Raw genomic sequence first — 23996 nt, forward strand, 5'->3', positions numbered from 1 at the left:
ATTTGTAATTAAATCACATCCACAGGCTTCTTTGTTATTCTGAGCAAATTCTGCAAATGGTTCCAAATAATCCATATCTCCATTTAAAGCTGCTGTAATTACATTAACTATTAATTCTGGTGATGGTGGGCATCCAGGAATTGCCAAATCACATTTTACAACTTCTGTTAATGGTGAGAATGAGCTATGAACAGGTTTTGACATCTGCCCTCCTCTGCAAAACCTTGTAACTCCACCTGTTGCTGCACATGCTCCCAGTGCAACCAAAATCTTTCCTTTCTTTCTAGCTTCTTGAGCTACCTCCATTGCATGGTGGTCATCTAAACAGACTGAACCTTCCAATAAAATAATATCTGCCTCAGGAATCTCCCTTACATCAGCCAAGGTCTGACAATATACCAAATCAATAGCACCTAAAATATCCAAAAGCTTTTCATAGGTGTCTGATAATGAGATTAAACATCCACAGCAACTACTTAACTGCACATGTGCCACAGTCACCATGATTTCTCCTCCTTAATTTTAACTTCTATAAAATTAATTTTTAATTTTTTAATTCCTTATACTTCCTTATCTCATTCAATATTATATCTACGGCTTTATCTACGGCTTCTTTAACTTCATCACTCAATTCAAGTACCACATCAGGTTCAGAAACGTATTTTGCCTGGCATCCTATAACTTTTAATTCAATATTATATTTATCACAAACGTCCCTTAGAGCTCTTGAAAGTGGCCAGTCATGAATATCCAATTTAGTATGTTCAGGATTTGGCAAATATTCCTTTTCAAGTATTTTTATTTCCCCAGGTTTTAAACCATAATCGATTATATCAACTACTATGATTTTTTTAGTCTTTGAAGTTTCATCCATCAATGAAAGAACCTGTTGAGGAGCTCCTGCACCAGCATCTACAAGAGACACATATTTTTTTTCTTCCTCAGTTAATAGCTCATGAAGTCTTTCAATAACATGAACGCTAAATCCATCATCCGCAAATAAAATATTTCCACAGGCTAAAACCATTATCTCCTTAAAGTAAGATAAAGTTAAATCACATTCATCATTATTATCTATCAATTCGTTATTTTCCATATTTTTAGTTTTGGTTTCTAAATTCATACAATCAACCAATATTTTGAAATATTAAATATAACATCAAATTATATATTTTAAGCATTGCTCTCAGGTCCCGATGGGTTCCCTTTGAGCATTCTTTTTTTATTTTAAATTCTTCTTACTTCAATTACTTCCTCTGTTTCATCATCTTTTACGATGACGTGTGTTGCACATGAAGCTCATATGTCGTAGGCACGCATGATAACTTCCGCATATTGATGGGGGTATTTTTCAATAGCCTTCTCAACTATTGGGAAGTTCCATGTTGATGCCGCTATGATGTTATAAGATTTAATTTTTCCATCTTTTCCTACTGTGGCCATATGAGTATTCATAGCCCTTGGAGCTTCATGAACTCCAATTCCTGAACCATCTTTGTATTCAGGAGTTACCTTTGTTTTTCCGTTAATATTTAACTCATCAAGAATTTCCAATGCCCTATAAACTGCTCCAAAGTTTTCCTGGGCTCTTGCAATATTTATATCCATAGCACTTCCGCCTTCTCTGAAATTTCCAAATTTAACCATTCGAGCTCTTGGACCTCCCTCTGTTGGAACTCCCGCATAAAATGGTATTTGATTTGTTGCAGTTTGGGCTATCTCCAAGTTTTCATAATATCTTTGAGCAGGAATTTCTGTAACATCATTCCAGTTTATAGCATTCCTATTACCATAGGTTGTGTGAGATGCTATATATGGATATTCATGAGCTCCTAAATCTGGTATTCCTATTTCTTCAAGGTATCTTTCGATTAATCCTGTGTAGATTTCATACATTGTTTGAGCATCTTTTTCATACTGCCTGCATGCATAGTATAATTTTGATTTCGCCCTTTCAGAGATGTTATTTCTCATACCACCTATTACAATATTCGGTGGATGTATTCCCTCTCCCCCGACAATATCCACTATTAACTGACCAGCTTTTCTCATTCTCTGAATGAGTTTTATGGCATCTGTCCTTAAACCGGTTTCCTCAGGTTTTATGAAGTCATCCGCAGTTAATAGATGGTGCAGCGCATGGGAGTGCATTCTATTTCCTAAACCTACGAGCTCTCTTAGTAACATACCATCTTTTGGCACTTCACAGCCAATTGCATTTTCAATTGCCTCACAGGATGCTATACCATGTGTTGCCTGACAAATACCGCAAATTCTCATAACTGCAATAGGTGCAAAACTCGCAGGTTTTCCTTTCAACATTGTTTCAAATCCCCTTACAGGGGTTGTATTTGGATAATATGCTTTACTTACAATTCCTTCGTCATCTACCTCTAATACCAATTTAGCATGCCCTTCATGCCTTGTTGTTGGCGTAATTCTTACTGTTTCTGCCACATGAGTCACCTCCAAAATAGAAATAGTTATAATATATTTTTTTAATGGCATTATATAAAGAAATATCTTTTTAAATATCTAAATAAGGGTGTTTAATTTTTTAAATCCTAAAAAAAATTAATTTATTAATATTTATTTAATAAAAATAATTAAAATAGTGATAAAAAATAAAAAATAATATTTTAAAATAAGGGTAATATGCTCCCCACAGTTGGGGCCATTGCAGGAATTTTGAAATTTTTCCATATCGTCATAGCAAGGGATAGTGCCTGATATCTTTCTCCATGCATTACAAAGACCTTTTTTGGTTTTGGTATCTTTTTTAAATATCTTACCAATGAGTTATAATCCCCATGGGCAGAAAATTCTATTTTAACCACCTCTCCATTTATAGGAAGTTTATTTTTAAATGGAACTATTTCTCTTGCTCCATCTTCGAGTTGCCTTCCCAATGTGCCTTCAGCCTGGTATCCCGTTAATATAATCTTATTTTTTGGGTCCTTTAAAAGTTTTAGATACTGCAAAACAGGACCGCCCTGAACCATTCCAGATGTGGATATTATTATACAAGATTCGTCTTTATTAAATACCTGCTTATTTGCTTTCTTCACATCACCAAATGGATTTATCCTGTTTTCAAGACTATTCCTTATCTTTGGATTTAGCCATTTCGAATAGCTCAGATATACCCCAGTAGTGTGAATCAACGAGCCATCCACATAAACAGGAATGGTTTTTAACAATCCGCTCCTCATATAATTGGATATTATAGCCATAATCTCCTGGGACCTTCCAACTGCGAATACTGGAATAATTATCTTTCCTCCTTTTTCTATGGTTTTTGAAATCTCCTCTACAAGCTGTTTTTCCAAAACCTTTCTCGCTGGCTTTATATCCATTGGAGAACCATAGGTTGATTCTATAATCAATGTATCTATTTCATCTATATTGGTATCCGCAGGACGTAGGGTTTTAGTTTCTATTTCATTAATATCCCCAGTATATAATACTTTTTTTCCATCTATATCTAAATATATTGAAGAGCTTCCAAGAATATGGCCTGCATCATGTAATTTTAAAGAAATATCCTCTGTTATTTTTTTTTCTTCTCGGTAATTTAACGTCTCGATGGCGTCCATGGCTCGTTTTATATCTTCCTCCCCATATAATTTGGAAAGTTTTGATATATCCTTCCAAATTACATACATTAAATCTATGGTTGGAGCTGTGCAGTATATTTTTTTAAAATTAAAATAAGGAACTGCACCGCAGTGGTCTAAATGAGCATGTGATACCACTACTGCATCTATGTCGGTTGAATTTATATTTGGCAGACTGTTATCCGCTGGATTCATTCCGCAGTCCAGTAATATTTTTGATTTTTTCGTATTTATCTCTACACAGGACATTCCTATTTGATGACATCCTCCGTGAAATCTAATTATTGACATATTATCATCTTATATATTTTAATTTTTTAATATTTTAATATAATTAAAACTGCTAATTTAAAACATTGATATTGAAATACCATATTATTGTATTTCAGTAATTTTTCACTGATTTATAATATCTCCTTTTTCACATCGTGTTATAATTGATGCTACGATATTCTTAGAGTATTTTATTGAAGGTGATTTTTTAATAAATGTAAATGTGGCTTTATAGCCTTCATCAATCAATCCAACATCTTTGAGCCCCAAAATCTTAGCATTGTTTATTGTGGCAAATTTCAATATCTCTTTTGGGTCAATGTGATACAATTTATAGATAAAATCCATTTCTTTAAACAAGGATGGGGAGTTAGCCATGAAATTGTCTGTTCCAAGCCCAACAAGCACATTATTTTTTAAAAGTTTAATTATATCGGGTAATCCCACATTAAATGATGCATTTGCCCTTGGACAGACTACAACAGGTATGCTGTATTCATATAGGAGTTCCGCCTCATGAGATGTTGCATGGGTTGCATGTATTATAAAATTTGGATTGAGCTTTAAATCAATTATTCTTTCTATTTCGGTTTTTCCATAGGTTTCCTTTGAGTAATCAACGGAACCTTTATGCTCATTTGCATGTATTGAAAAAATCTTATAATCCTGACTTCTAATAAATTTTAAATCCTTGTCAGTATATTCATTACATCCGCTTAACCCTATTCCATCGGAATTTTTTAAAATATCCCTTATCTCTTTCTTTAATTCTTCATTGTTGGATTTTGTAGGTCTTCCCAATATTATGGGTTTTAGGAGAGTATTATTTTTAATGTTTTGGGTAAACGATTTTTTAAACAATTTATAAGATTCTTTAAAAATATTTATGCCCCTTAATCCGTTTTCTCTGAAATCACAGAAATATTTTATTCCATTGTTATGGAGCTCATGCAATCCATCCAACATCCCATGTATTAAATCTTTATCATCACAAGTATTTAAAAATTTATGTTTCAATCCGTTTGGTGGTTTCACGAGTTCATCAAGGCTTTTGTTTATTCCGATGTCTTTTATAATATTATCGCCAATATGGGTGTGAGCATTTATAAGGGGCGGCATTATTACTCCGTCGTATTTTATATAATTTTTAATGTCTTCATTTGTGAATCCTTTTATTATACTATCTTCGATTACTAAAATACCTTTTTTATATTCAAATTCACTTCCATATAAAAAATTTGATTTTATGTATATTGTGTCCATGTTTGTGTTCATGAGCTCACCTCAAAAATAAAATAAATAAAATTAAACCAAAAATATTCTATATGATAATTAGTTTATGTTAATAAACATATAAAAAATATAAAATGGAATTAAAATAAGTTAAAATAAAATTAAAAAATTATTAAAAAATTATAAAATAACCAAGTGATAAAATGTTTATTAAAAAACCATCGGTAAGGGCGAGTTATGAATATTTAGTTGAGAAAATACTAAAAGATGGAGAAGACATGATAACAGAAGACGGGCAAAAGTGTAGAGAGATTCGAAATACAGTAATAGAAATCACAAATCCGAAATTAAAAAGTATAAGTCCAAAATATCCTCTTGGAAAAAAGGCAGTGGAACAATACACGAATAATTTATTATATGGAAATTCAGGGGAAGGTCGGTTTGTTTATGATTATTATGAACGAATTAGGGAATATCCAAGTTATGATAAATCCTTGAAAAATGACCAAATAGAGTATGTGATAAATAAACTTAATACTAATCCAGAATCAAGAAGATGTATAATATCCCTTTGGAATCCATACATTGACCAAAAAGTAAAGGATGTTCCATGCTTAAACCATATAGGATTTCAGAAATCTGGAAATTACTTATACATGAGCGTATTATTTCGTTCTAATGATATTTTACTTGCCTTTCACTCTAATGCCGTAGGTTTAATTAGTTTAGGTGAATATGTGGCAGAAAAAACAAATTCAACATTAAAAAGTTATACTCATTTTATATATAATGCTCATATCTATGTCGATAGGGATGCTGATTATATCAAAAAGTATTTTCCAGATTGTTTAAACTATTTATAGGTGAGAATGTGGGTAAAAGAAAAGTTAATGATGAGATGATTAGTGAATTTATTAGACTTTATGAACATGAAAAATTAACCACGACCGAAATAGGTAAAATGTATGATGTTAATAGTACAACAGTTTAGCTTTATTTAAAAAAATATGGTGTTAAAATTAGAAGCACATATGAAAGTAATTATATAAAATCTTCAAAATTACTAAATTTAGAACCATCTGAAAGTTTAGCATATGTTTTAGGAGTAATAGAAGGAGATGGATGTGTATGTGCTTATAAAAAACAAGGACGTTATTCAATTCAATTAGAAGTAATTGATAAAGATTTTGTTGATGAATTTAAAAAACATTTGAAAAAAAATAGGGTTTATAAACATTACAGAATATCCAAAAAGATTCGAAAATAAAAATGATAGCTATGTAGTACGTGTAAATTCAAGATATTTTTATGACTGGTATCAGTCATTAAATAAATATGAAGATTTTAAAAAATTATTGGAAGGCTGTGAAAAATATATATGTGCATTTTTAAAAGGAATGTTTGATTCAGAGGGTTCTGTGGCATTACAATATGGTAAAAAAGGGCAAGTTATAAGTGGGAATATTCAAATAGCAAATTCAGATGAAAAATTAATTGATTTATGTTGTTATTTTTTAGATAAATTAAATATTGACTATTATATCAGCATTGCAAAAAGAAAAACAAAGGATATTATTATAATATATATTAAACCGAATAGTTATAATGATTTTAAAAATTTAATTGGAACTTCTATAAATAGAAAATTAAGTAGAATGGAAATATTATGCAATATAAAAAGAAGAAAACAATTAACAAATGAAGAAAAATTAAAAATAAAAGAATTGTATAAAACAGGGCACAATATAAATAAAATATCGAAAATAATAAATAGAAGTAGAACAGCGATAAGAAATGCTATAAAGGATATATAAATAAGAGAATATAGGGTCAGGGATTATATTAAAAAATATTTTCCTGAATGTTTGAAATATTTAGAATAATTTTTCATTTTTAGGGGGTGGAATTATAGGAGCTCCTACGATATATTATGAAGACGGAAGAACAGAAGATTTTTATGATAAATTTATAGAATGTTTGGAAAATAGGGAAGATTTTAAGTTAAATGATTGCGTTGTTGGTGGTATCGCTTCTATTGAACATATATATAATAAAATTAAAAATAAGAAATTAAAAGGAGCTACAATTAAAGAAAAAGATGATGAAATAATTATAACCATAGATATAAATGTTCAGATTTTCAAGGTTGAATTTAAAGATGATTTTATATTTAAAGGTTTCGTAGATGGGGTAGTTAAAAAACCTGTTAAAATAGTATTCACCAAAGAAGTTGTTTTTTGGAGCTCCACATTTAACGGAGATGCTTATTTTGGATATGCCACATTTGAAAAAGATGCTGATTTTAGAGATACTATATTTAATGGGTGGGCTTATTTTAGCAATACTACATTTGAGGGGGATGCTGATTTTAGTTATACTAAATATAAGGTAGAGGCTTATTTTAGCAATACTACATTTAATAAGAAGGCTGATAATAAGAAGGCTGATTTTAGCAATACTACATTTGAGGGGGATGCTGATTTTAGCAATACTACATTTAATAAGAAGGCTGATTTTAAATATGCCACCACATTTAAGAAAGAGGCTTATTTTATATATACTATGTTTGAGGATAAGGCTTATTTTAGCAATACTACATTTGAGGGAAATGCTAATTTTAGCAATACTATATTTAAGAAAGAGGCTTATTTTGGATATTTAAGATATACCACCACATTTAAGAAAGAGGCTTATTTTAGCAATACTACATTTAATAAGAAGGCTGATTTTGGTAGTGCGATATTTGAACATGCGATATTTAAACACACCACATTTAAAAAAGACGCTGATTTTAAAAATACAATAAGTGGTATATTAGAATTTGATAAATCAACTTTTGAAGATATCGCATATTTTAGGGATATTTATTTTGGCTTATTATCTTTTATCGATTGCACATTTAAAAACATGGCAGAATATAGATATAAAGTAAAATCCGAAGAAGAATTAGATAAGATTAATAAAGAAATAGTAAAGACAATAAACAAATACAATAATATAGCCATTTTTAATAATGCCCAATTTTTAAACAAACATACTAAAATAATTAATTTCCAATTGTCTAAAACATCATTTTTAATGACGGATATGCGGGAAGTAATGTTATTACATAATATCGAAGAAAATAATGAAAAAATATTAAGCCATATATTTTTTGAGATTAAGAAAGAAAACAAAGAAGAACATGCCATATATAAAAAAATATATGATATTCTTAGAGAGGATGAACATCATAAAGAATTTTATAAAGACTTTTTAGAGTATTTAAATGAAAAATCAGTCCTTGCAGAATATAGAAATTTAAGATTATCCATTGAAGATAATATAACTTATGAAGAAGCATCTGATTTGTATAAATTAGAAATGGAATTTAAAAAAGAATATTCAGAAAATGATTTTGAAAAACTATTTATCCATATTTATGGCATAATATCTGATTACGGGGAATCCGTAAAAAAAATAGGATGGTGGATAATTTGTATATTGGGGGCATTTACAATTTTGGCTTCGAGTTTTAGATGTAAAAGGATTGAGTGGGATATTTTTAAGATAGTGGAATTTTGGTGGATTTCATTTATAGAAGTAATAAGAATATCATTACAAATGAGAACAAACGATAAATCATTATGGGCATTAGAGCCATTTATAAGAATGGCATCTTTAATTTTATTAGGTAATCTCTACATCGCACTTAGGAGAAGATTAAGCAGAAAATAATTTTTAAGTATGTATTTATTGCAGACCACGGGAGCTCCCCTACAATTCCCCCACAATTCACTTCTTCTCAATTAACCAGTTTCCCAATAATAAGGCATCACCAACAGACTTAAAGGATTTTAAGGCATTTTGTTCATTGCAAACAATGGGTTCGCCGTGTAAATTAAAACTTGTATTTAAAACTGCTGGAATATCCGTATTTTCATAAACATAATTTATTATATCGTAATAGGTTTTATTAAATCCCCTCTTTAATGTCTGAGCTCTGGCAGTATTATCCACATGAACAACACCATCTATCTTATCCTTATTTTCGGGTTTTATATCAAACAGTAAAGTCATAAATGGACTGTATGAAGGATTAATCAAATAATCATCAATATGCTCATAAAGCATAGTTGGTGCAAAAGGCATAAATTCATCCCTTTTTAACATTCTATTAATCTTTTTTGCATTTTTCCTTTTAGGCAGTGCCAATATACTTCTATTTCCCAATGCCCTAGGTCCAAATTCCATTTTATCTCTACAAAGGCAGACAACTTTATTATTTACTAATAAATTTCCAATAATTTCGGGGAGTTCCTTTTCTTCCAAATATGTTATTTTATAATTTTTGCAAATATTACTGTCATTATTACATAGGAGCTCTAAACTCTCATTTTTAATTTTATATCCTAAATAGGTATTTTTTAAGGTTATTTCTTTATTTTTGGTTTTTTTATTCTTTTTATCATTAAACAGCAATGCAGAACCAACAGAAAGCCCTTCATCCCCCATAAATGGTGGAACATATAAATTATAATTTTCCGCTATTTTTTTATTTAACCGCACATTCTGTGCCACTCCACCACTAAAAACTATATTATTTATGCCTGTTTCTTCTGAAAAATCTTTTATCATTTTTAAAACAACATCTTCAAGGGTTTTTTGAGCATATTTCGAAATTAACACCTTATTTTTGAAATCCATATTTTTATCTTTTAAATCAAGAATCCTTTTTAATGCCTTTGTAGCTTCATATCCAACAACACCAAGATAATTCTCAAAGGATTTCCTTTTACTATCGTAATCAATAACTTTTAAATCGATATCAGCATCTGCACAGTCATAACTGGATAAACTCATCACTTTTCCTTCATCTTCCATAGGTTTGAATCCCAAAGCCTCCGTAATAGAGGCATAGAAATCCCCAACAGAATCTATCAAATCACTTTGAGCAATCACTTCCAAACCTTTTTTATTTCCAATTGATACCGTTGAAGAAAGGGAATCCCCGCCCCCATCTATTGTAATTACCAAACACTCCTTAAAACCCGATAATTTATATAATGAAGCATGGCATAAGTGGTGGTTAAAATAAACCATGGGGACATTTAATTCTTTTTGAAAACTTTTTAATGCTTTTAACCTATTTCCCTTTCTAAACATACCTCCTACGGTTATTAAATCTATTGCATCATTTATTTCATTTAAAATATAATTTACAGAATATTTTGGAAATCCTCTTTGATTTTTCTTTCTTGTAAATCTTTCTTCGCTTATGGCATATTTTATACTACTATCTCTTATCAAACAGGCACTTGCATTATGTCCGTCGTGGATTCCCAATATCATACAATCACATTGAAATAAATTTTAGATAAAGTTTTAAACTATTAAAAAAAAGAATTAAAGTTTATTGTTTATTGTTAAAAAATAAAAAATATTATAATAAAAAATTATTTTGTAGTTAAAAATAGATAAAATAAATACATAATTAATATTTATTTTCCAATTGCAACGGATGTTGATTTGATTAAAGCCACTACCTCATCCCCTACTTTAATGTCCAAATCATCCAGAGCATCCTTTGTAATTACGGAAACTACTATTTGGTCTCCTATTTTAATAAAAACTTCTGCCATTACCTGCCCCACTTTAATATCTTCCACAGTTCCTTTTAATTTATTTCTAACACTTACTTTCATATTTTCACCAGGTTATTTAATTATTTATTTCAGTTATAATGGTAATAGGTATTTAATTTATATATAGTTATCGATATGTGGAGAAGATATTGCGGAGCTCCGATAAAATATAACACATATTTTTAATTCTTTTTCATTCATATATATTCAAATGATGTTTTCAGATATATTCAGACGAAAAATTTATATATAAAAAAATGCCATATTATATATTCGGTGATATAATATGAAAGCATCAGATGTATTGAATACATTGAATATATCTAGAATAACATTATACAGATTAGTTAAAAGGGGAGAAATTAAAGCAGAAAGATTACCAAATGGTAGATTAAATTATGATGAAGAAAGTGTTTATAATTACTTACTAAAAATGCATGGGAAACCACCACATAGAAAAACAATAATCTATGCGAGAGTTTCAACTAACAAACAAAAAAAGGATTTGGATAATCAAGTAGAATTATTAAAACAGTTTTGCATATCTAACGGCTGGAAGATAGAAGGAATTTACAGTGATATAAATTCAGCGTTAGATTTTGATAATAGAAAACAGTTTTGGAAACTATTTGAAATGGTTCAAAATCATGAAGTAGAAAGAGTTGTAGTTTCTCATAAGGATAGATTAACAAGAATAGGTTGGAATTTTTTTGAGAGTTTATTTAAAAAATACGGTGTTGAAATCATAGTTGTTAATGACTACAACAATGATAAAACTGATGTAGATGAAATATTGGAGGAAATAATAACTTTACTACATTCATTCCCAATGAAGTTTTATTCTAAACGAAGATTGATAAAATCAAATATTAAAGAGTGGATAAAATGAAAGTAATAACCGAATTTTCATTTATGATTCACGCCTTAAAAACCTTACAAAGTTCTCATTAATCTTAGCACATTTCAGAAACATGTTGTTCATCCTAATACATCAACTAAAAGAGAAGTTAGGGTATTACCTAACTATTGAAGCCCTGCTTTACTCTTTATTAGTTGATAAATTAAACATATCCAAAACAAAAGACCAAAATAAAGTAGAAAAGTTAAACCAACTATTAAAAATCATCAATTCAGATACTAAATTATCCAAATTGTTAAAGGATATGAAAGAATTAAAGAAAGACATCAGCAACACTTATGCTATTCAATCAGTTATAAGAATCACATGTAAGAACTTCAAAGCATATAGAAAAGCTTATGAAGAATACTTAAAAGAACCTTCTAAATTCAATGGAGTACCGAAACCCCCCAAACCAAAGAAGTTAAAAAACATAGATAGATTTACAGTAGAATTAAATAAACTTTCATTTAAAATCCTTAATGGAATTTTACACATCAAACTCCACAATGGGAAAAAGGTTAAAGTTAAAATGCCCAAATATTTGATTAATCCATCGAGTGTTAGGATTACTTACTATTTGGGATTTGCATTTATTGATATTGTATTCGATAAATACATAGAAGAATTGAATCCATTATTTAATCATAAAGCAGGGATTGATTTAGGGGTAGAGAATTTCATTACATTGGTTTCTAATGGTAGAAACATTCCATCCTTAGTTATTAAGTCAGCTCATCTAAAATCCTATAACCAATGGTTTAATAAGTTATTAGCTAGTTTAAGAAGTGAGTTGGATTTATTAAGAAATGAATATAAAGAAAATAAGAATGATGAGTTATTATTGAAAATAATAGAATTGGAAAGAAGAATCAAAAACTTGTATTTAGATAGAAAGAAATGGATGGAAAATTTAGTTCATCAAATAGCTAAGGCGTTAGCATTGTATTTACATAGAACAGGACATGATTGTGTTTATGTTGGTAATAATCTATTGGAAGCAAAACAATGTTCTAATATGAGCAAAAAGAATAATCAAAATTTCATCCAAATACCATTTAGGTTATTCCTTGATAAATTAGTTTATAAACTCCAATGGTTTGGGATTAAATTGTATGAAGTTGATGAATCATGGACTTCTAAATCAAGTTGTATTTCTGATGATGTTTTAAAGATACAAAGAAAATTTAGAAAAATCTTAAAATTAGATGACGATAAAGAAAAAGGTAAGCAAATAGGAATATTAAAAAACTCCATGTCGGGAGTTAGATTCACAAGAAGTTTATTCAAAGATACTAAAATAAATAAAGTGCTCCATGCTGATGTAAATGGAGCATTTAATATTTTAAAAGTTGGTTTAAAAGCAAAGGAATTGTTTAATAATTTGGATTCAAAAGTAATAATGAAATTATGCAATCCAATTAAAAATAATATCTTTAAGTTCTGTGAATTCGTCTTAAATAAAGCAACTTCCGAGCCATTCTATATAGAATGGTAGGGAGGAGGGACATGCCTACTACATTAGTAGGAGCGGGTGCAGATGATAAAGATATTCAGATTGTATTAAATGTATTCGTATGAATGTATTTGGTATAATTTGGATGTCTTTTGATGCACCTTATATGTTAAATAAATATATAAATAAAAATAATTAGAATTTAAAAATAATTAGGATTTCATTGAAACAGCATAAGCTTTGTTAGCCCAATAATCCAATATATCATTTACCTTTTTCCGTCCATTATTCCTTTTTTTCCTTGCAATTTTTCTTAACATGTTTATTGTACATTTCATCTCATGTTCTGACATTAGAGGAGCATTTATTAATATATTTATTGCCATTTTATCTATTTCGTCCATATCCTCTATGTTGAATTTTTTCATAACACCAACCTCAAATAAATTATCCCATTAATTAAAATAAATTTTATATTTGTTAAATTAAATCTTAATAATATATAATCCTTATTTATAATTTTTCATTTTAAATTTAGTAATAATACCATATATTTTATAACATTTGGTAATAATAAATTTGTTATTAATATTACAAATCTTAACATATATATAGATTATGGTTTAATATTTAATCAAATTTTTTAATTATAAAGGGTGAGATTGTGAAGGTGTCTGTAATTGGGGCTTCTGGAAGAATTGGGTCAGCAGTGTCCTTTTTGCTTGCAAAAGAACCTTATATAAAGCATATAAATTTAATATCGAGAGAAAAATCCTTGAGCAAATTAACGGGAATAAAAATGGATATATATGACGCTCTTGCAGCTGAGGGAAGGGATGCCGAAATTGAAGTCCATAGTGAGAAAGACCTTTCAGTGGTGGATGGAAGTGAAATTACCATTATTCCAGCAGGCGTTCCAAGAAATGATAAAATGTCAAGACTTGATTTGGCAAAAGAAAATGCAAAAATCGTTAAAAAATATGTGAGGGGCATTTCAAAAACCTGCGACACAAAATTGTTCATAGTAACAAATCCCGTTGATGTAATGACACAAAAGGCATTGGTTGAAAGCGGATATGAAAAAAATCAGGTTTTTGGATTGGGAACCCATTTAGATTCCATGAGATTTAAGGTGGCAATTGCAAAATATTTCGGAGTGCATATCGATGATGTTAGAACAAGAATAATTGGAGAGCATGGAGATACAATGGTTCCATTGTTAAGCGCCACAGCAATTGGAGGTATTCCCATAACTCGACTGCCGGGTTTTGAAAACTTTCCATACCAAAAAACAGTTGATTTTGTAAAAAATGGGGGGAAAAGAATAATAGAATTAAAAGGAGGTTCTGAGTATGGTCCAGCCTCTGCCATAGTGAATGTTGTTAAATGCATAACCAACAATGATAAACGGCTATTGACCCTTTCCGCCTATTTGGATGGAGAAATAGATGGAATAAAAGACGTATGTATTGGAGTTCCCGTTAAAGTTGGAAAAAATGGAATAGACGAAGTAGTTCCTATAAAAATAAGCGATGATGAATTTAACGCATTTAAACGCTCTGTTGAAGTTGTAAAAAATTGCTGGAATGAAGTTAAAGACATTTAATTTCTATTTTTTAGTTTTAACAATTTATTGATTATATTGATTATAATTGATTAATATCATTTTTTTATTTTTCACATAATTTATTAAAATTTTTAATTAAAGACATTTTTAATATTCAACAATTTACTTTTTTTAGTAATAACATATTTATATATTAACTATTATTTAGTATTATTAGGTAATAATATATTTAATCTATTTAAATAGCTGATATTACAATGGTGATATTTATGGAGCTCCTATGGACACTAACTGCATTCACACTTGGTTTTATGCATGCCCTTGAACCGGGACATGGAAAATCAGTTATGGCAGCCTATGTTATGGGAACTGGGGCAAGTTTAAAAGATGCGCTGCTTCTTGGTATTACTGTGGTTATTTCCCACACTTCAATTGTTTTTTTATTTGGTATTCTTTCGATATACTTAATTGGAACCATGAGCTCAGAGATGACCCACGATATTATGAGTTTAATAGGTGGAGGGATATTAATTACAGTAGGCGTAGGATATTAAAAAACTATTTCCATCCTCATAGTCATAACATAGATACGAAAAAAGGGATTTTAGCAATAGGTCTTTCTGCGGGACTTGTTCCATGCCCTGCGGCTCTTGCTGTGCTGTTGTTCAGCATACAAGTGGTAATCTATACAATGGGCTCATCTATGTGTTTATATTTAGTTTGGGGCTTGCACTTAGCATATCATTACTTTTGGCACTATTTGTAAGGGGAAAACGGTTTATAGAAAAGTATGTTCAAAGTAAAAACATAAACAAACTTCCATTAATAAGTGGTGTTGTAATCCTATTAATTGGCATATATACAATAAGTCATCCATTATTGGAGTATTTTATTTAAAATAGAAAATTAAAATAAATTAGTTAAAAAAACAAAATTATAATGATAAAAAAATAAATAAAAAGTTCTTATTTTCTATTTTTGTTTTTTACAGCTTCATAAAGTGCTGCCTGCAATCCATGGAATTTAACCATTCCAACAATTTCCCTTTGGTCTAAATCTTTATCTTCAAATGATACGAGCTCCTGACTGTATAATGCACAAGGGCTTTCTCTTCCCACTATTCTCATTGAACCAGCGTATAATTTTAATCTAACTTTTCCGCATACTCTTTCCTGTGTTTTGTCGATGAATGCATCTAAATCTTCTCTCAATGGTTCATGCCAAAGTCCCTTGTAGATTAAATCTGCGTAAATGGAATCTACCATTTCCTTAAACTTCAATTCCTCTCTTGTGAGAACCAATTGCTCCAATGCCTTGTGTGCAGTTATAAGCATAACAGCACCGGGGCATTCATAGTTTTCTCTTGATTTTAAGCCCAATATCCTGTCTTCGATTATATCTATTCTTCCAACGCCGTTTCTTCCTGCTATTTTATTTGCTTCTCTTATTATATCAACTGGATTTAATTCCTTTCCATTTATTTTAACAGGAACCCCATTTTCAAACTCTATTTCAACATATTCTTCTTTTTTACATTCCTTTGGGTTTTTTGTCCATGCGAATGCGTCTTCTGGTGTTTCAAACATTGGGTCTTCTAAAACGCCCCCTTCAATACTTCTTCCCCAAAGGTTTTCATCAATACTGTATTTTTTACTTTCAGTAGGTATTGGAATACCGTGCTGTTTAGCATATTCGATTTCTTCATTTCTTGTTAAGTTTAAATCCCTAATTGGAGCAATTACTTCCATATCTGGCGCTTTTGCCCTAATTATTGTTTCAAATCTAAATTGGTCATTTCCTTTTCCAGTGCATCCGTGTGCTACTGCATCAGCGTTTAACTCCTTAGCCAATTCAACCAATTTTAAAGCTATAAGGGGTCTTGCCAATGATGTGGATAACGGATAGCCTTCATACATTGCGTTTGCTTTTATTGCCCTGAATATATAGTTCTTTGCAAATTCTTCCTTAGCATCTATTGTATAGTGTGCATAAACGCCGTATTTTTTTGCCTTTTCTTCTGGTTCTTTTAATTCTTCCTCTGGCTGTCCAACATCAACGCATGCTGAAACTACCTTATAATTGTATTTATCTTCCAACAATTTTAAACAGCAACTTGTATCAAGTCCTCCTGAATATGCCAAAACTGCTATTTTTTCCTTTTCTGCCATTATATCACCCGTTAAATTAATAAAAAATTATCCTATTTTAACAAGATTATTTATAAGTATTTAAAATGGATATATTAATTATATTTATGTATTATTTTTATTATATTATTATTGTTATTTGTTAATATATCATCTCATTTTTATTTTTATTTATTGCTGAGCAAGTCAGCCACGGCAAAACTTGGGGTGGCAAGGGATACATCTCCATCATATTCTTCTTTAATTGAGATAATATTGTAATCCTTTAACGCATCCTTTAAAATCTCCTCTCCAAGTCCTGTAATTACAATATCATTTAATACATATTTTTCAGAAACTTTATCAACATTGTATTTTATCAGATTTAAAAGTTTGTTGTAGAACTGGTTTGCTATATCGATTACCTCTTTCTCATTTATTTGCTCCAAATCACCGCATAAGACCCTTGATACTCTTATCATGCTACTTTTTTTATCGGGGGATGCACCATCAGGGGTATCGCATGTGTATTGTTCCGATGCAATTTTATCCAAAATAATACTTATGTCCCCGGTGATTGCAAAGTATTCAGATGATATATTTGTTTCTTTTCCATTATATAATACAGTATTTCCTAAAAATGACAGTGGAGTTCTAAGGGTTCCCACATAAACCAGTTCATTATTCATCAATCTATCCAAATCTGTTTTATTTGCCATTATGCTTCCATTTTTTATGGGTATTATATCCGTTGTTGTAGAGCCCATATCAACAAGTATGCAATTGTTGTTTATGTTGTTGCACACAAAATTTGCCGTAGCTGTCCAGTTTGATGCAGAAACCTTTAAATATTCCCTCCTTGCCTCATCGGTTGTTAAAAAATTCCCATCAACATCAAAAACATAAATTTCCTTATTTGGAAAGGCATTTTCAACGGAATTTAATATATCATTCACACCTTCCTTTTTAGTTTCATAAGCATCTGCGAGCTCAGCCGTCATCACTACTGCTATTTTTTTTATATTTTCATTGTTGTAATTTTGTAGGAGCTCCGTTAGTTTTTCACTATTTTTCCACATTGGAAAGTATATGTGATGAATTTTATAATCGCCATCTTTTAGTTCAGTTATTTTTGTGTTTGCACCGCCAATATCTATTCCAAGTATCACATTTTCACCAATAAGATGATTATATATAAAATAATAATATTATTTATTTAATTTAATTTAAATTACCAAATATCATTTCATAAACTTATATTTAATATATGCTATATTTAAAGGAAATATATGGTGAGCTCATGAAAATCATTACCGAGGGAAACACAAAATTAAAAGTTCCAAAGGATAGGACTCTGTCAAAAAAGGACAAAATATTTTACAATCCAATAATGGAAATCAACCGAGATATTTCTGTTTCGGTAATTCAGAGTTTCTTAAACAATTACAAAAGGGATGAATTTATAATATGCGACCCATTAGGTGGAAGCGGTGCAAGAGGATTAAGATATGCTAAGGAATTAAAAAACCCTTCTGGAACTGTAAAGATAGTAATTGGAGATATAAATCCAAATGCTGTAAAATTGGCAAAGGAAAACCTAAAAGTAAATGAACTGGATAATGTGGAAATCATACATAAGGATGCCAATGTTCTTCTTTCAGAGAATTTCAGAACATTCAATGTGGTGGATTTAGACCCCTTCGGTTCTCCCAACCCATATATCGACAGTGCTGTAAGGAGTTGCATTACAAAAAACGGGATTTTATGCATGACTGCCACAGATACGGCGGTTTTGTGCGGAGCTTATAAAAAGGCATGCATTAGAAACTACGATGCTATTCCATTAAAAGGCGATAAGGAATTAGCTATAAGGTTGTTAATTGGATACGCCATAAGGGTGGCATCTAAATACGATATAGGACTTAGACCTATTTTCTCACATATTACAGACCATTATGCCAGAACTTTCTTAATTACTGAGAGGGGAGCAAAGAAGGCGGATGAGGCTGTTAAAAAATTAGGATATATCAAGGTTGTTAATGAAGAAAAGATTGTAAAAACCCGTGATGAAGGATTTGAAAAAGGATTTGGAGGGTTGTTTTATTTAGATGAAATAAACGATTTAAATATTGTAAATGGTGCATTAGAAGTTGCAGATGATAGAAACTACTCAGAGAGGAGCAGAAAGATTATAAAAACCATATCTGAGGAATGCCAAATAAACCAAATCGGGTGCTATGATATTCATGAAATTTGTAGTTTTATAAAGGAGCTCGTGCCACCAATAAATGATTTAATGGATGGGTTAAAACAGAATGGATTTAAAGTATCGCGAACTCATCACAATCCAAACGGCATTAAAACCAATGGAAAAATCGTTGATATTGTTGAATGGATTTGCGAATATAATAAAAATAACATAAAAAATAAATAATAAAATATAATAAATAGGAGTTAATTAGATAACTCTTCCCTTTACTTTATTTATATCAAATTTTGCAGTATCTGCAATTGTCATAACTGCAATCACCCCAGCCTGTATGGGATCAGTAATCACTAAATCAGCTACTTTTGGAACACTCCCAAACATATTTAGAGATATAACATATATGCCTGTTTTTTCTTTAAGTTTTTTTACGGCTTCCGTTATTTTTCCACCCATTAGAGAACCTGCAAGAACCAAAAGCCCCACTCTTGGAAGTTTTTCAACAGATAAAACTGCATCGGCTAAATTATCCTCTCCAACTACTGGCATTGTATCGATACTTATTCTTTCTCCCCTTATATTATGTCGATCTGCTTCACTTATTGCCCCAAGTGCAACCTGTGAAACCTGAGCTCCCCCACCTATAATAATTATTCTTTTACCAAATATTTTTTTAAGTGTGTTATGAACCTCCACCTCTTTTATGCAATCCATTGATTTTATTGTATTTACAAGGAATTTTTCATCATCTATATTCTCTATTTCCATATAAATTAATCCACTATTGTCATTCTTTACAAATTGCTGAGTATAAAGTATATTTCCGCCTAATTTTGAAATAATGCCTGTTAATTTGTGTAAGACTCCTATTTTGTTGTCTGCCATAACAGTCAGTCCAATTTCCATATTTTTACCTTCTTTTAAATTTATTATATAATATAATATTTATTACTTCAAGTATCTTGGGTTTCTGGCCATCTCCATTAATCTTTCTATCCTTTCCTCTGTTGGTGGATGCGTTGAAAACAATTTTAGCAGACTTTCTCTTTTAAATGGATTTACTATGAACATATGCTCTGTTGCAGGATTTCCATGTTCCAATGGATATAGACTTACGCCTCTTTCAAGCTTTGCAAGGGCATTTGCAAGATACACAGGATTTGAATATTTTGCACCGCCCTCATCAGCATAAAATTCTCTCTGTCTGGAAATTGCAAATTGTATAATGGTCGCAGCAATTGGAGCTAGTATCACAAACAATATTGAACCTATGAATGTCAGTGGATTATCTTCATCGTCTCTTCCAAACCCAAACAACAAACCCCATTGGAGCATATTTGCAAGATACACTATAGCACCAGCTATTACGGCAACGATAGAGCTTATCAATATATCCCTATGTTTTATATGGCTTATCTCATGGGCAATTACACCTTCGAGCTCCTGTGGAGTTAATAAATTTAATATGCCTGTTGTGACTGCAACCACTGCATGTTTTGAGTCCCTACCTGTTGCAAATGCATTTGGTGTTGGGGTATCTACTATTGCAACTTTTGGTTTTGGGATACCTGCTCGCCTTGCTACATTTTCAACAATTCTGTGAATAGTAGGAGCTTCGCTTTCATCCACGATTCTTGCACCATAACTCATCAATACTATTTTATCGCTGAGGAAGTAGGCTATTAGATTTGGTATTAAAGCAATTATTATTGCTATCAATGGATGAATATGAAAGAGCATACAGGCTCCATATAATATACCAGTTAATAGTGCCATTAGCAATACTGTTTTTAATGTAGCCAACATAGGATACCTCCTATTTTTTTAATTTTTATGTTATTCACATAATAATAAAATTTTATAATTCTATATTTAAGTATAAACTTTTCCATAATAATATATTTCATCAAAAATATTATATACTTAAAATATAATAATATTCATATAAATTTAATTAGGTATATTATAAAAGTTTAATAATATAAATTTTATAGTTCAATAAATATATTTTATATATTTTTATATTTTTATTTATAAAATAATGGGGTTGATAAAATGGCAAAGGTTTTAATAAATGGTTATGGTTCAATAGGTAAAAGAGTAGCTGATGCAGTTTCAAAACAAAAAGATATGGAAGTTATCGGCGTCACAAAAACAAAACCCGATTTTGAAGCAAGAATGGCTGTCGATAAAGGATATAAGTTATATGCTGCCATTCCTGAGAGAAAATCTCTATTTGAGGAAAAAGGAGTAGATATTGAAGGAACAATATTTGATGTAATAGAGGATGCAGATATTGTTGTAGATTGTGCTCCGGGGGGAATAGGAAAGGATAATTTGGAAAATATATATAAAAAATATAAAGTAAAAGCCATACTTCAAGGTGGTGAAAAAGCACAATATGTGGAAGATAATTTTAATGCCCTTTGGAGTTACGATAGATGTTATGGTAAAGATTATATAAGGACGGTATCCTGCAATACCACAGGATTATGTAGAACTTTATATGCTATAAATTCAGCCACTGATATTGTAAAAGCAAGAGTAGTTTTAATAAGAAGAGGAGCAGACCCAAACGATGCAAAAAGGGGACCAATAAACGCAATAGTTCCAAATCCACCAACTATTCCCTCCCACCATGGTCCAGATGTGTGCTCTGTGGTTCCAGAACTCGATGGTAAAATAATTACTTCCGCGGTAATAGTTCCTACAACACTGATGCACATGCATTCGTTAATGGTGGAAACCACGGGAACAACAAAAGACGATATAATTGATGCTATTGAGAAAACTCCAAGGGTATTTATGGTAAGTGCAGAAGAGGGTTTAAACTCAACCGCTACAATCATTGAATTTGCAAGAGATTTGGGAAGGGTTAGATATGATTTGAATGAGATAGCTATATGGAAAGAAAGTATAAATGTAGTAGATAATGAATTGTTTTTAATGCAGGCAGTCCATCAAGAAAGCGATGTAATTCCTGAAAATGTAGATTGTATAAGGTCGATGTTGCAGATGGAAGATGACAACATGAAATCTATTGAAATGACAAACAAAGCTATGGGATTAATGAAATAATTATAACAATAAATGAAAATTATGTTTATTTAATAATTACCACATTTAATTTTTAATAAGTGTAAGTATGCATATGTGTATAATTTATATATTGCCGTCTACACATACAATTATATAATATTATACACATATAATTGCACCTAACTACTTCACATGTTTCAAAATAAATGTAAAAGGAATATTTGGGGGAATTTATGAAAGTTCTTGACCAAGATACTTTAAATAACATTGTAAATAGCAATATATCACCTCAGCAGTTTATCTGTGCCTCATTGTTAGGTATGATAGCAGAATTCATAACTGAGCCACAAGAAATCATAGATGTAGTAGCAAAGGTAATTGGACCTAATCTATATGAGATATTAAAATCTGGGGAGCATATAAAGGATAACTATTCGAATTTTAAAGATTTTGTTATGGATATAAATAGGGCATTAGATATTTGTGATAGATTAGATGTAATTTCAAATGGTGATGTCCTTGAAATTCAAATTCATCAAAAAGCTAACGGTTGCAGGTATTGCCCAAAAAATATTGGAGGAGCTGAATTGGATGGTGATGGATGTCCATTACCGATGTTATTTGAAGTTATGGGGAAGAAAGCAGGTTTTAATTATGTAGCAATTAGGGGAGAAAATGGATATTTAACTAAGGAAAATAGAACATGTAAAATAAGATACCATATACCAAATCAGAGCGAATACGAAGAAGTTCTGAAAAAAATAAGAGCATATAGATAGTATATATACTTATTTAATTATTTTTTATAAAAGTGAAAATATGCATAATATTAAAAATAAAAATAATTCAAATTTCCAGAGATTTTTAGATACATTATATAAAAAATTAAACAAAAACCCTGCGGTTGAAGAAATATCAAAACAAGTTGAAGATGCAGAAACTAAGGCATTTAAAGTTCTTATATCTACTGTTTTAAGTGCAAGGACAAAGGATGAAACCACATCAGAGGTTTCAAAGCGATTATTTAAAAAAATAAAAAACACAGATGATTTACTAAATATAGACCAGAATGAATTAGAAAAACTTATTTACCCTGTTGGATTTTACAAAACTAAGGCAAAATATTTAAAAGATTTAGCAAAGATTGTAAAAAACGAATATGGTGGAAAAATACCCAACAAATTGGAAGATTTAACAAAACTTCCGGGCGTTGGGAGAAAAACAGCGAATTTAGTAATCACTCTCGCATTTGATGATTATGGAATATGTGTAGATACCCATGTTCATAGGATTTGCAACAGATGGGAGTATGTAAATACTGAAAACCCTGATGAAACAGAAATAGAATTGAGAAAAAAACTTCCAAAAAAATATTGGAAAATTATAAATAATTTATTGGTGGTTTATGGAAGGGAAGTTTGCTCCCCAATTCCAAAATGTGATAAATGTTTTAATGAAATTAAAGAAACCTGCCCATATTATGAAAAATTAAAGTATTTTAGCGAAATTTTAGAGCAGTATAATTTTAAGAAGGTTTCAAAAAATAACATTCCAAATGAAAAAGGAACCTACATTTTAAAAATAAAATTAAATAATTCAAAAAATATAACCTTTGGAAAAAACAGAATGGAACGATTTAAAAAAGGATATTATTTTTATGTTGGCTCTGCAATGGGAAATTCTAATAATTTAAAAAGTAGAATAGGGCGACATTTAAAAGATGATAAAAAAATGCATTGGCATATTGATTATTTATTAAAACACGGGACTATAAAAGAGATTTATATATCAAATGACCCCGTTGAGTGTGATGTATCAAAGGATTTGATGAAAATGTTTGATTTTGTTGAAGGTTTTGGGAGCTCCGACTGTAAATGTAAAAGCCATTTGTTTTATTTGAAACCTTAATTATCTACTTTTTTTATATCTTTTTTATGTGTCTTTTTATTTTTTTATT

Annotated in this window: 22 protein-coding genes and 1 pseudogene; 11 read left to right on the plus strand and 12 right to left on the minus strand. The window is 30.3% G+C overall.

The window, feature by feature from the left end:
* From frhG to F7B34_RS05440, 5 genes are all read right to left on the minus strand, one after another.
* Positions 1–504 (minus strand): coenzyme F420 hydrogenase subunit gamma (gene frhG / locus F7B34_RS05420; RefSeq protein WP_292460819.1); only part of this gene is annotated, 504 nt, incomplete at its 3' end.
* Positions 505–544: 40 nt separating this feature from the next.
* Entirely contained in the window at positions 545–1096 is a 552-nt protein-coding gene (frhD, locus tag F7B34_RS05425) for a coenzyme F420-reducing hydrogenase, FrhD protein (RefSeq protein WP_394355316.1), read from the minus strand.
* Between the two features lie 131 nt (positions 1097–1227).
* On the minus strand, positions 1228–2457 hold the full coding sequence (gene frhA / locus F7B34_RS05430) for a coenzyme F420 hydrogenase subunit alpha (RefSeq protein ID WP_292460821.1): 1230 nt from the start codon (positions 2455–2457) through the stop codon (positions 1228–1230).
* Positions 2458–2639: 182 nt separating this feature from the next.
* Complete coding sequence (locus tag F7B34_RS05435; RefSeq protein WP_292460822.1) at positions 2640–3908, minus strand: MBL fold metallo-hydrolase; 1269 nt, start codon at positions 3906–3908, stop codon at positions 2640–2642.
* Between the two features lie 105 nt (positions 3909–4013).
* The gene (locus F7B34_RS05440; protein ID WP_292460868.1) at positions 4014–5153 is read right to left on the minus strand and encodes an amidohydrolase family protein; all 1140 of its coding nucleotides are present in this window, start codon (positions 5151–5153) and stop codon (positions 4014–4016) included.
* A gap of 173 nt (positions 5154–5326) precedes the next feature.
* On the opposite strand from F7B34_RS05440, the gene F7B34_RS05445 reads away from it, so the two are divergent.
* The 3 genes from F7B34_RS05445 (at position 5327) to F7B34_RS05455 (ending at position 8840) form a co-directional block, all read left to right on the plus strand.
* Positions 5327–5986 carry a thymidylate synthase gene (locus tag F7B34_RS05445; protein WP_292460823.1) on the plus strand — a complete coding sequence of 220 codons (660 nt, stop codon included), beginning with the start codon at positions 5327–5329 and terminating at the stop codon, positions 5984–5986.
* 492 nt (positions 5987–6478) lie between these two features.
* On the plus strand, positions 6479–6937 hold the full coding sequence (locus F7B34_RS05450) for an LAGLIDADG family homing endonuclease (protein WP_292460824.1): 459 nt from the start codon (positions 6479–6481) through the stop codon (positions 6935–6937).
* Positions 6938–7100: 163 nt separating this feature from the next.
* Entirely contained in the window at positions 7101–8840 is a 1740-nt protein-coding gene (locus F7B34_RS05455; RefSeq protein ID WP_292460825.1) for a pentapeptide repeat-containing protein, read from the plus strand.
* Between the two features lie 57 nt (positions 8841–8897).
* On the opposite strand, the gene F7B34_RS05460 is transcribed toward F7B34_RS05455, so the two are convergent.
* Entirely contained in the window at positions 8898–10454 is a 1557-nt protein-coding gene (locus F7B34_RS05460; protein ID WP_292460826.1) for a carbamoyltransferase C-terminal domain-containing protein, read from the minus strand.
* Positions 10455–10603: 149 nt separating this feature from the next.
* On the minus strand, positions 10604–10807 hold the full coding sequence (locus F7B34_RS05465; RefSeq protein WP_292460827.1) for a molybdopterin-binding protein: 204 nt from the start codon (positions 10805–10807) through the stop codon (positions 10604–10606).
* A gap of 226 nt (positions 10808–11033) precedes the next feature.
* On the opposite strand from F7B34_RS05465, the gene F7B34_RS05470 reads away from it, so the two are divergent.
* Together F7B34_RS05470 and F7B34_RS05475 are read left to right on the plus strand one after the other, a co-directional pair.
* A complete protein-coding gene (locus tag F7B34_RS05470) occupies positions 11034–11636 on the plus strand; it encodes an IS607 family transposase (protein ID WP_292460828.1) in 603 nt (200 codons plus the stop codon).
* A gap of 85 nt (positions 11637–11721) precedes the next feature.
* The gene (locus F7B34_RS05475) at positions 11722–13143 is read left to right on the plus strand and encodes a transposase (protein ID WP_292460829.1); all 1422 of its coding nucleotides are present in this window, start codon (positions 11722–11724) and stop codon (positions 13141–13143) included.
* Between the two features lie 170 nt (positions 13144–13313).
* Here F7B34_RS05475 and F7B34_RS05480 read toward each other — a convergent pair whose 3' ends face one another.
* The gene (locus tag F7B34_RS05480) at positions 13314–13529 is read right to left on the minus strand and encodes a hypothetical protein (protein WP_292460830.1); all 216 of its coding nucleotides are present in this window, start codon (positions 13527–13529) and stop codon (positions 13314–13316) included.
* Between the two features lie 236 nt (positions 13530–13765).
* On the opposite strand from F7B34_RS05480, the gene F7B34_RS05485 reads away from it, so the two are divergent.
* Together F7B34_RS05485 and F7B34_RS05490 are read left to right on the plus strand one after the other, a co-directional pair.
* Entirely contained in the window at positions 13766–14707 is a 942-nt protein-coding gene (locus F7B34_RS05485; protein ID WP_292460831.1) for a malate dehydrogenase, read from the plus strand.
* 230 nt (positions 14708–14937) lie between these two features.
* Positions 14938–15565, plus strand: a pseudogene (locus F7B34_RS05490) (sulfite exporter TauE/SafE family protein).
* Between the two features lie 68 nt (positions 15566–15633).
* On the opposite strand, the gene F7B34_RS05495 reads toward F7B34_RS05490, so the two are convergent.
* Positions 15634–16836 (minus strand): argininosuccinate synthase, encoded by a 1203-nt coding sequence (locus F7B34_RS05495; protein ID WP_292460832.1) that lies wholly within the window; start codon positions 16834–16836, stop codon positions 15634–15636.
* 146 nt (positions 16837–16982) lie between these two features.
* The gene (gene mfnF, locus F7B34_RS05500; RefSeq protein ID WP_292460833.1) at positions 16983–17963 is read right to left on the minus strand and encodes a (4-{4-[2-(gamma-L-glutamylamino)ethyl]phenoxymethyl}furan-2-yl)methanamine synthase; all 981 of its coding nucleotides are present in this window, start codon (positions 17961–17963) and stop codon (positions 16983–16985) included.
* A 131-nt stretch (positions 17964–18094) separates the two neighbouring features.
* Between mfnF and F7B34_RS05505 the strand changes: the two genes are divergently transcribed.
* Positions 18095–19228, plus strand: coding sequence for a tRNA (guanine(10)-N(2))-dimethyltransferase (locus F7B34_RS05505; protein ID WP_292460834.1), 1134 nt, complete (start codon positions 18095–18097; stop codon positions 19226–19228).
* Between the two features lie 24 nt (positions 19229–19252).
* Here F7B34_RS05505 and F7B34_RS05510 read toward each other — a convergent pair whose 3' ends face one another.
* Positions 19253–19906 carry a DUF5612 domain-containing protein gene (locus F7B34_RS05510; protein ID WP_292460835.1) on the minus strand — a complete coding sequence of 218 codons (654 nt, stop codon included), beginning with the start codon at positions 19904–19906 and terminating at the stop codon, positions 19253–19255.
* Positions 19907–19948: 42 nt separating this feature from the next.
* Positions 19949–20806 (minus strand): zinc metalloprotease HtpX, encoded by an 858-nt coding sequence (locus tag F7B34_RS05515; RefSeq protein WP_292460836.1) that lies wholly within the window; start codon positions 20804–20806, stop codon positions 19949–19951.
* 249 nt (positions 20807–21055) lie between these two features.
* On the opposite strand from F7B34_RS05515, the gene F7B34_RS05520 reads away from it, so the two are divergent.
* The 3 genes from F7B34_RS05520 to F7B34_RS05530 all read left to right on the plus strand — a co-directional run bounded on the left by F7B34_RS05520 (position 21056) and on the right by F7B34_RS05530 (position 23947).
* Positions 21056–22078, plus strand: a complete 1023-nt coding sequence (locus tag F7B34_RS05520; RefSeq protein ID WP_292460837.1) for a type II glyceraldehyde-3-phosphate dehydrogenase — start codon at positions 21056–21058, stop codon at positions 22076–22078.
* Between the two features lie 194 nt (positions 22079–22272).
* On the plus strand, positions 22273–22818 hold the full coding sequence (locus tag F7B34_RS05525) for a hypothetical protein (RefSeq protein ID WP_292460838.1): 546 nt from the start codon (positions 22273–22275) through the stop codon (positions 22816–22818).
* A 40-nt stretch (positions 22819–22858) separates the two neighbouring features.
* The gene (locus F7B34_RS05530; RefSeq protein ID WP_292460839.1) at positions 22859–23947 is read left to right on the plus strand and encodes a DUF123 domain-containing protein; all 1089 of its coding nucleotides are present in this window, start codon (positions 22859–22861) and stop codon (positions 23945–23947) included.
* Positions 23948–23996: the final 49 nt, after the last annotated feature.

This window comes from Methanothermococcus sp. (assembly GCF_015523155.1).
Taxonomy (GTDB): Archaea; AGJL01; Methanococci; order Methanococcales; family Methanococcaceae; genus Methanofervidicoccus.

Excerpts from the sequence above, each read along its gene's own strand:
- F7B34_RS05520 (WP_292460837.1), top strand. The coding sequence starts at position 21,056 with ATGGCAAAGGTTTTAATAAATGGTTATGGTTCAATAGGTAAAAGAGTA.
- F7B34_RS05445 (WP_292460823.1), top strand. The coding sequence starts at position 5,327 with ATGTTTATTAAAAAACCATCGGTAAGGGCGAGTTATGAATATTTAGTT.
- F7B34_RS05515 (WP_292460836.1), bottom strand. The coding sequence starts at position 20,806 with ATGTTGGCTACATTAAAAACAGTATTGCTAATGGCACTATTAACTGGT.
- F7B34_RS05470 (WP_292460828.1), top strand. The coding sequence starts at position 11,034 with ATGAAAGCATCAGATGTATTGAATACATTGAATATATCTAGAATAACA.
- F7B34_RS05435 (WP_292460822.1), bottom strand. The coding sequence starts at position 3,908 with ATGTCAATAATTAGATTTCACGGAGGATGTCATCAAATAGGAATGTCC.
- F7B34_RS05440 (WP_292460868.1), bottom strand. The coding sequence starts at position 5,153 with ATGGACACAATATACATAAAATCAAATTTTTTATATGGAAGTGAATTT.
- F7B34_RS05495 (WP_292460832.1), bottom strand. The coding sequence starts at position 16,836 with ATGGCAGAAAAGGAAAAAATAGCAGTTTTGGCATATTCAGGAGGACTT.
- F7B34_RS05460 (WP_292460826.1), bottom strand. The coding sequence starts at position 10,454 with ATGATATTGGGAATCCACGACGGACATAATGCAAGTGCCTGTTTGATA.
- F7B34_RS05505 (WP_292460834.1), top strand. The coding sequence starts at position 18,095 with ATGAAAATCATTACCGAGGGAAACACAAAATTAAAAGTTCCAAAGGAT.
- F7B34_RS05465 (WP_292460827.1), bottom strand. The coding sequence starts at position 10,807 with ATGAAAGTAAGTGTTAGAAATAAATTAAAAGGAACTGTGGAAGATATT.
- frhD (WP_394355316.1), bottom strand. The coding sequence starts at position 1,096 with ATGGAAAATAACGAATTGATAGATAATAATGATGAATGTGATTTAACT.
- F7B34_RS05525 (WP_292460838.1), top strand. The coding sequence starts at position 22,273 with ATGAAAGTTCTTGACCAAGATACTTTAAATAACATTGTAAATAGCAAT.
- F7B34_RS05530 (WP_292460839.1), top strand. The coding sequence starts at position 22,859 with ATGCATAATATTAAAAATAAAAATAATTCAAATTTCCAGAGATTTTTA.
- F7B34_RS05480 (WP_292460830.1), bottom strand. The coding sequence starts at position 13,529 with ATGAAAAAATTCAACATAGAGGATATGGACGAAATAGATAAAATGGCA.
- F7B34_RS05510 (WP_292460835.1), bottom strand. The coding sequence starts at position 19,906 with ATGGAAATTGGACTGACTGTTATGGCAGACAACAAAATAGGAGTCTTA.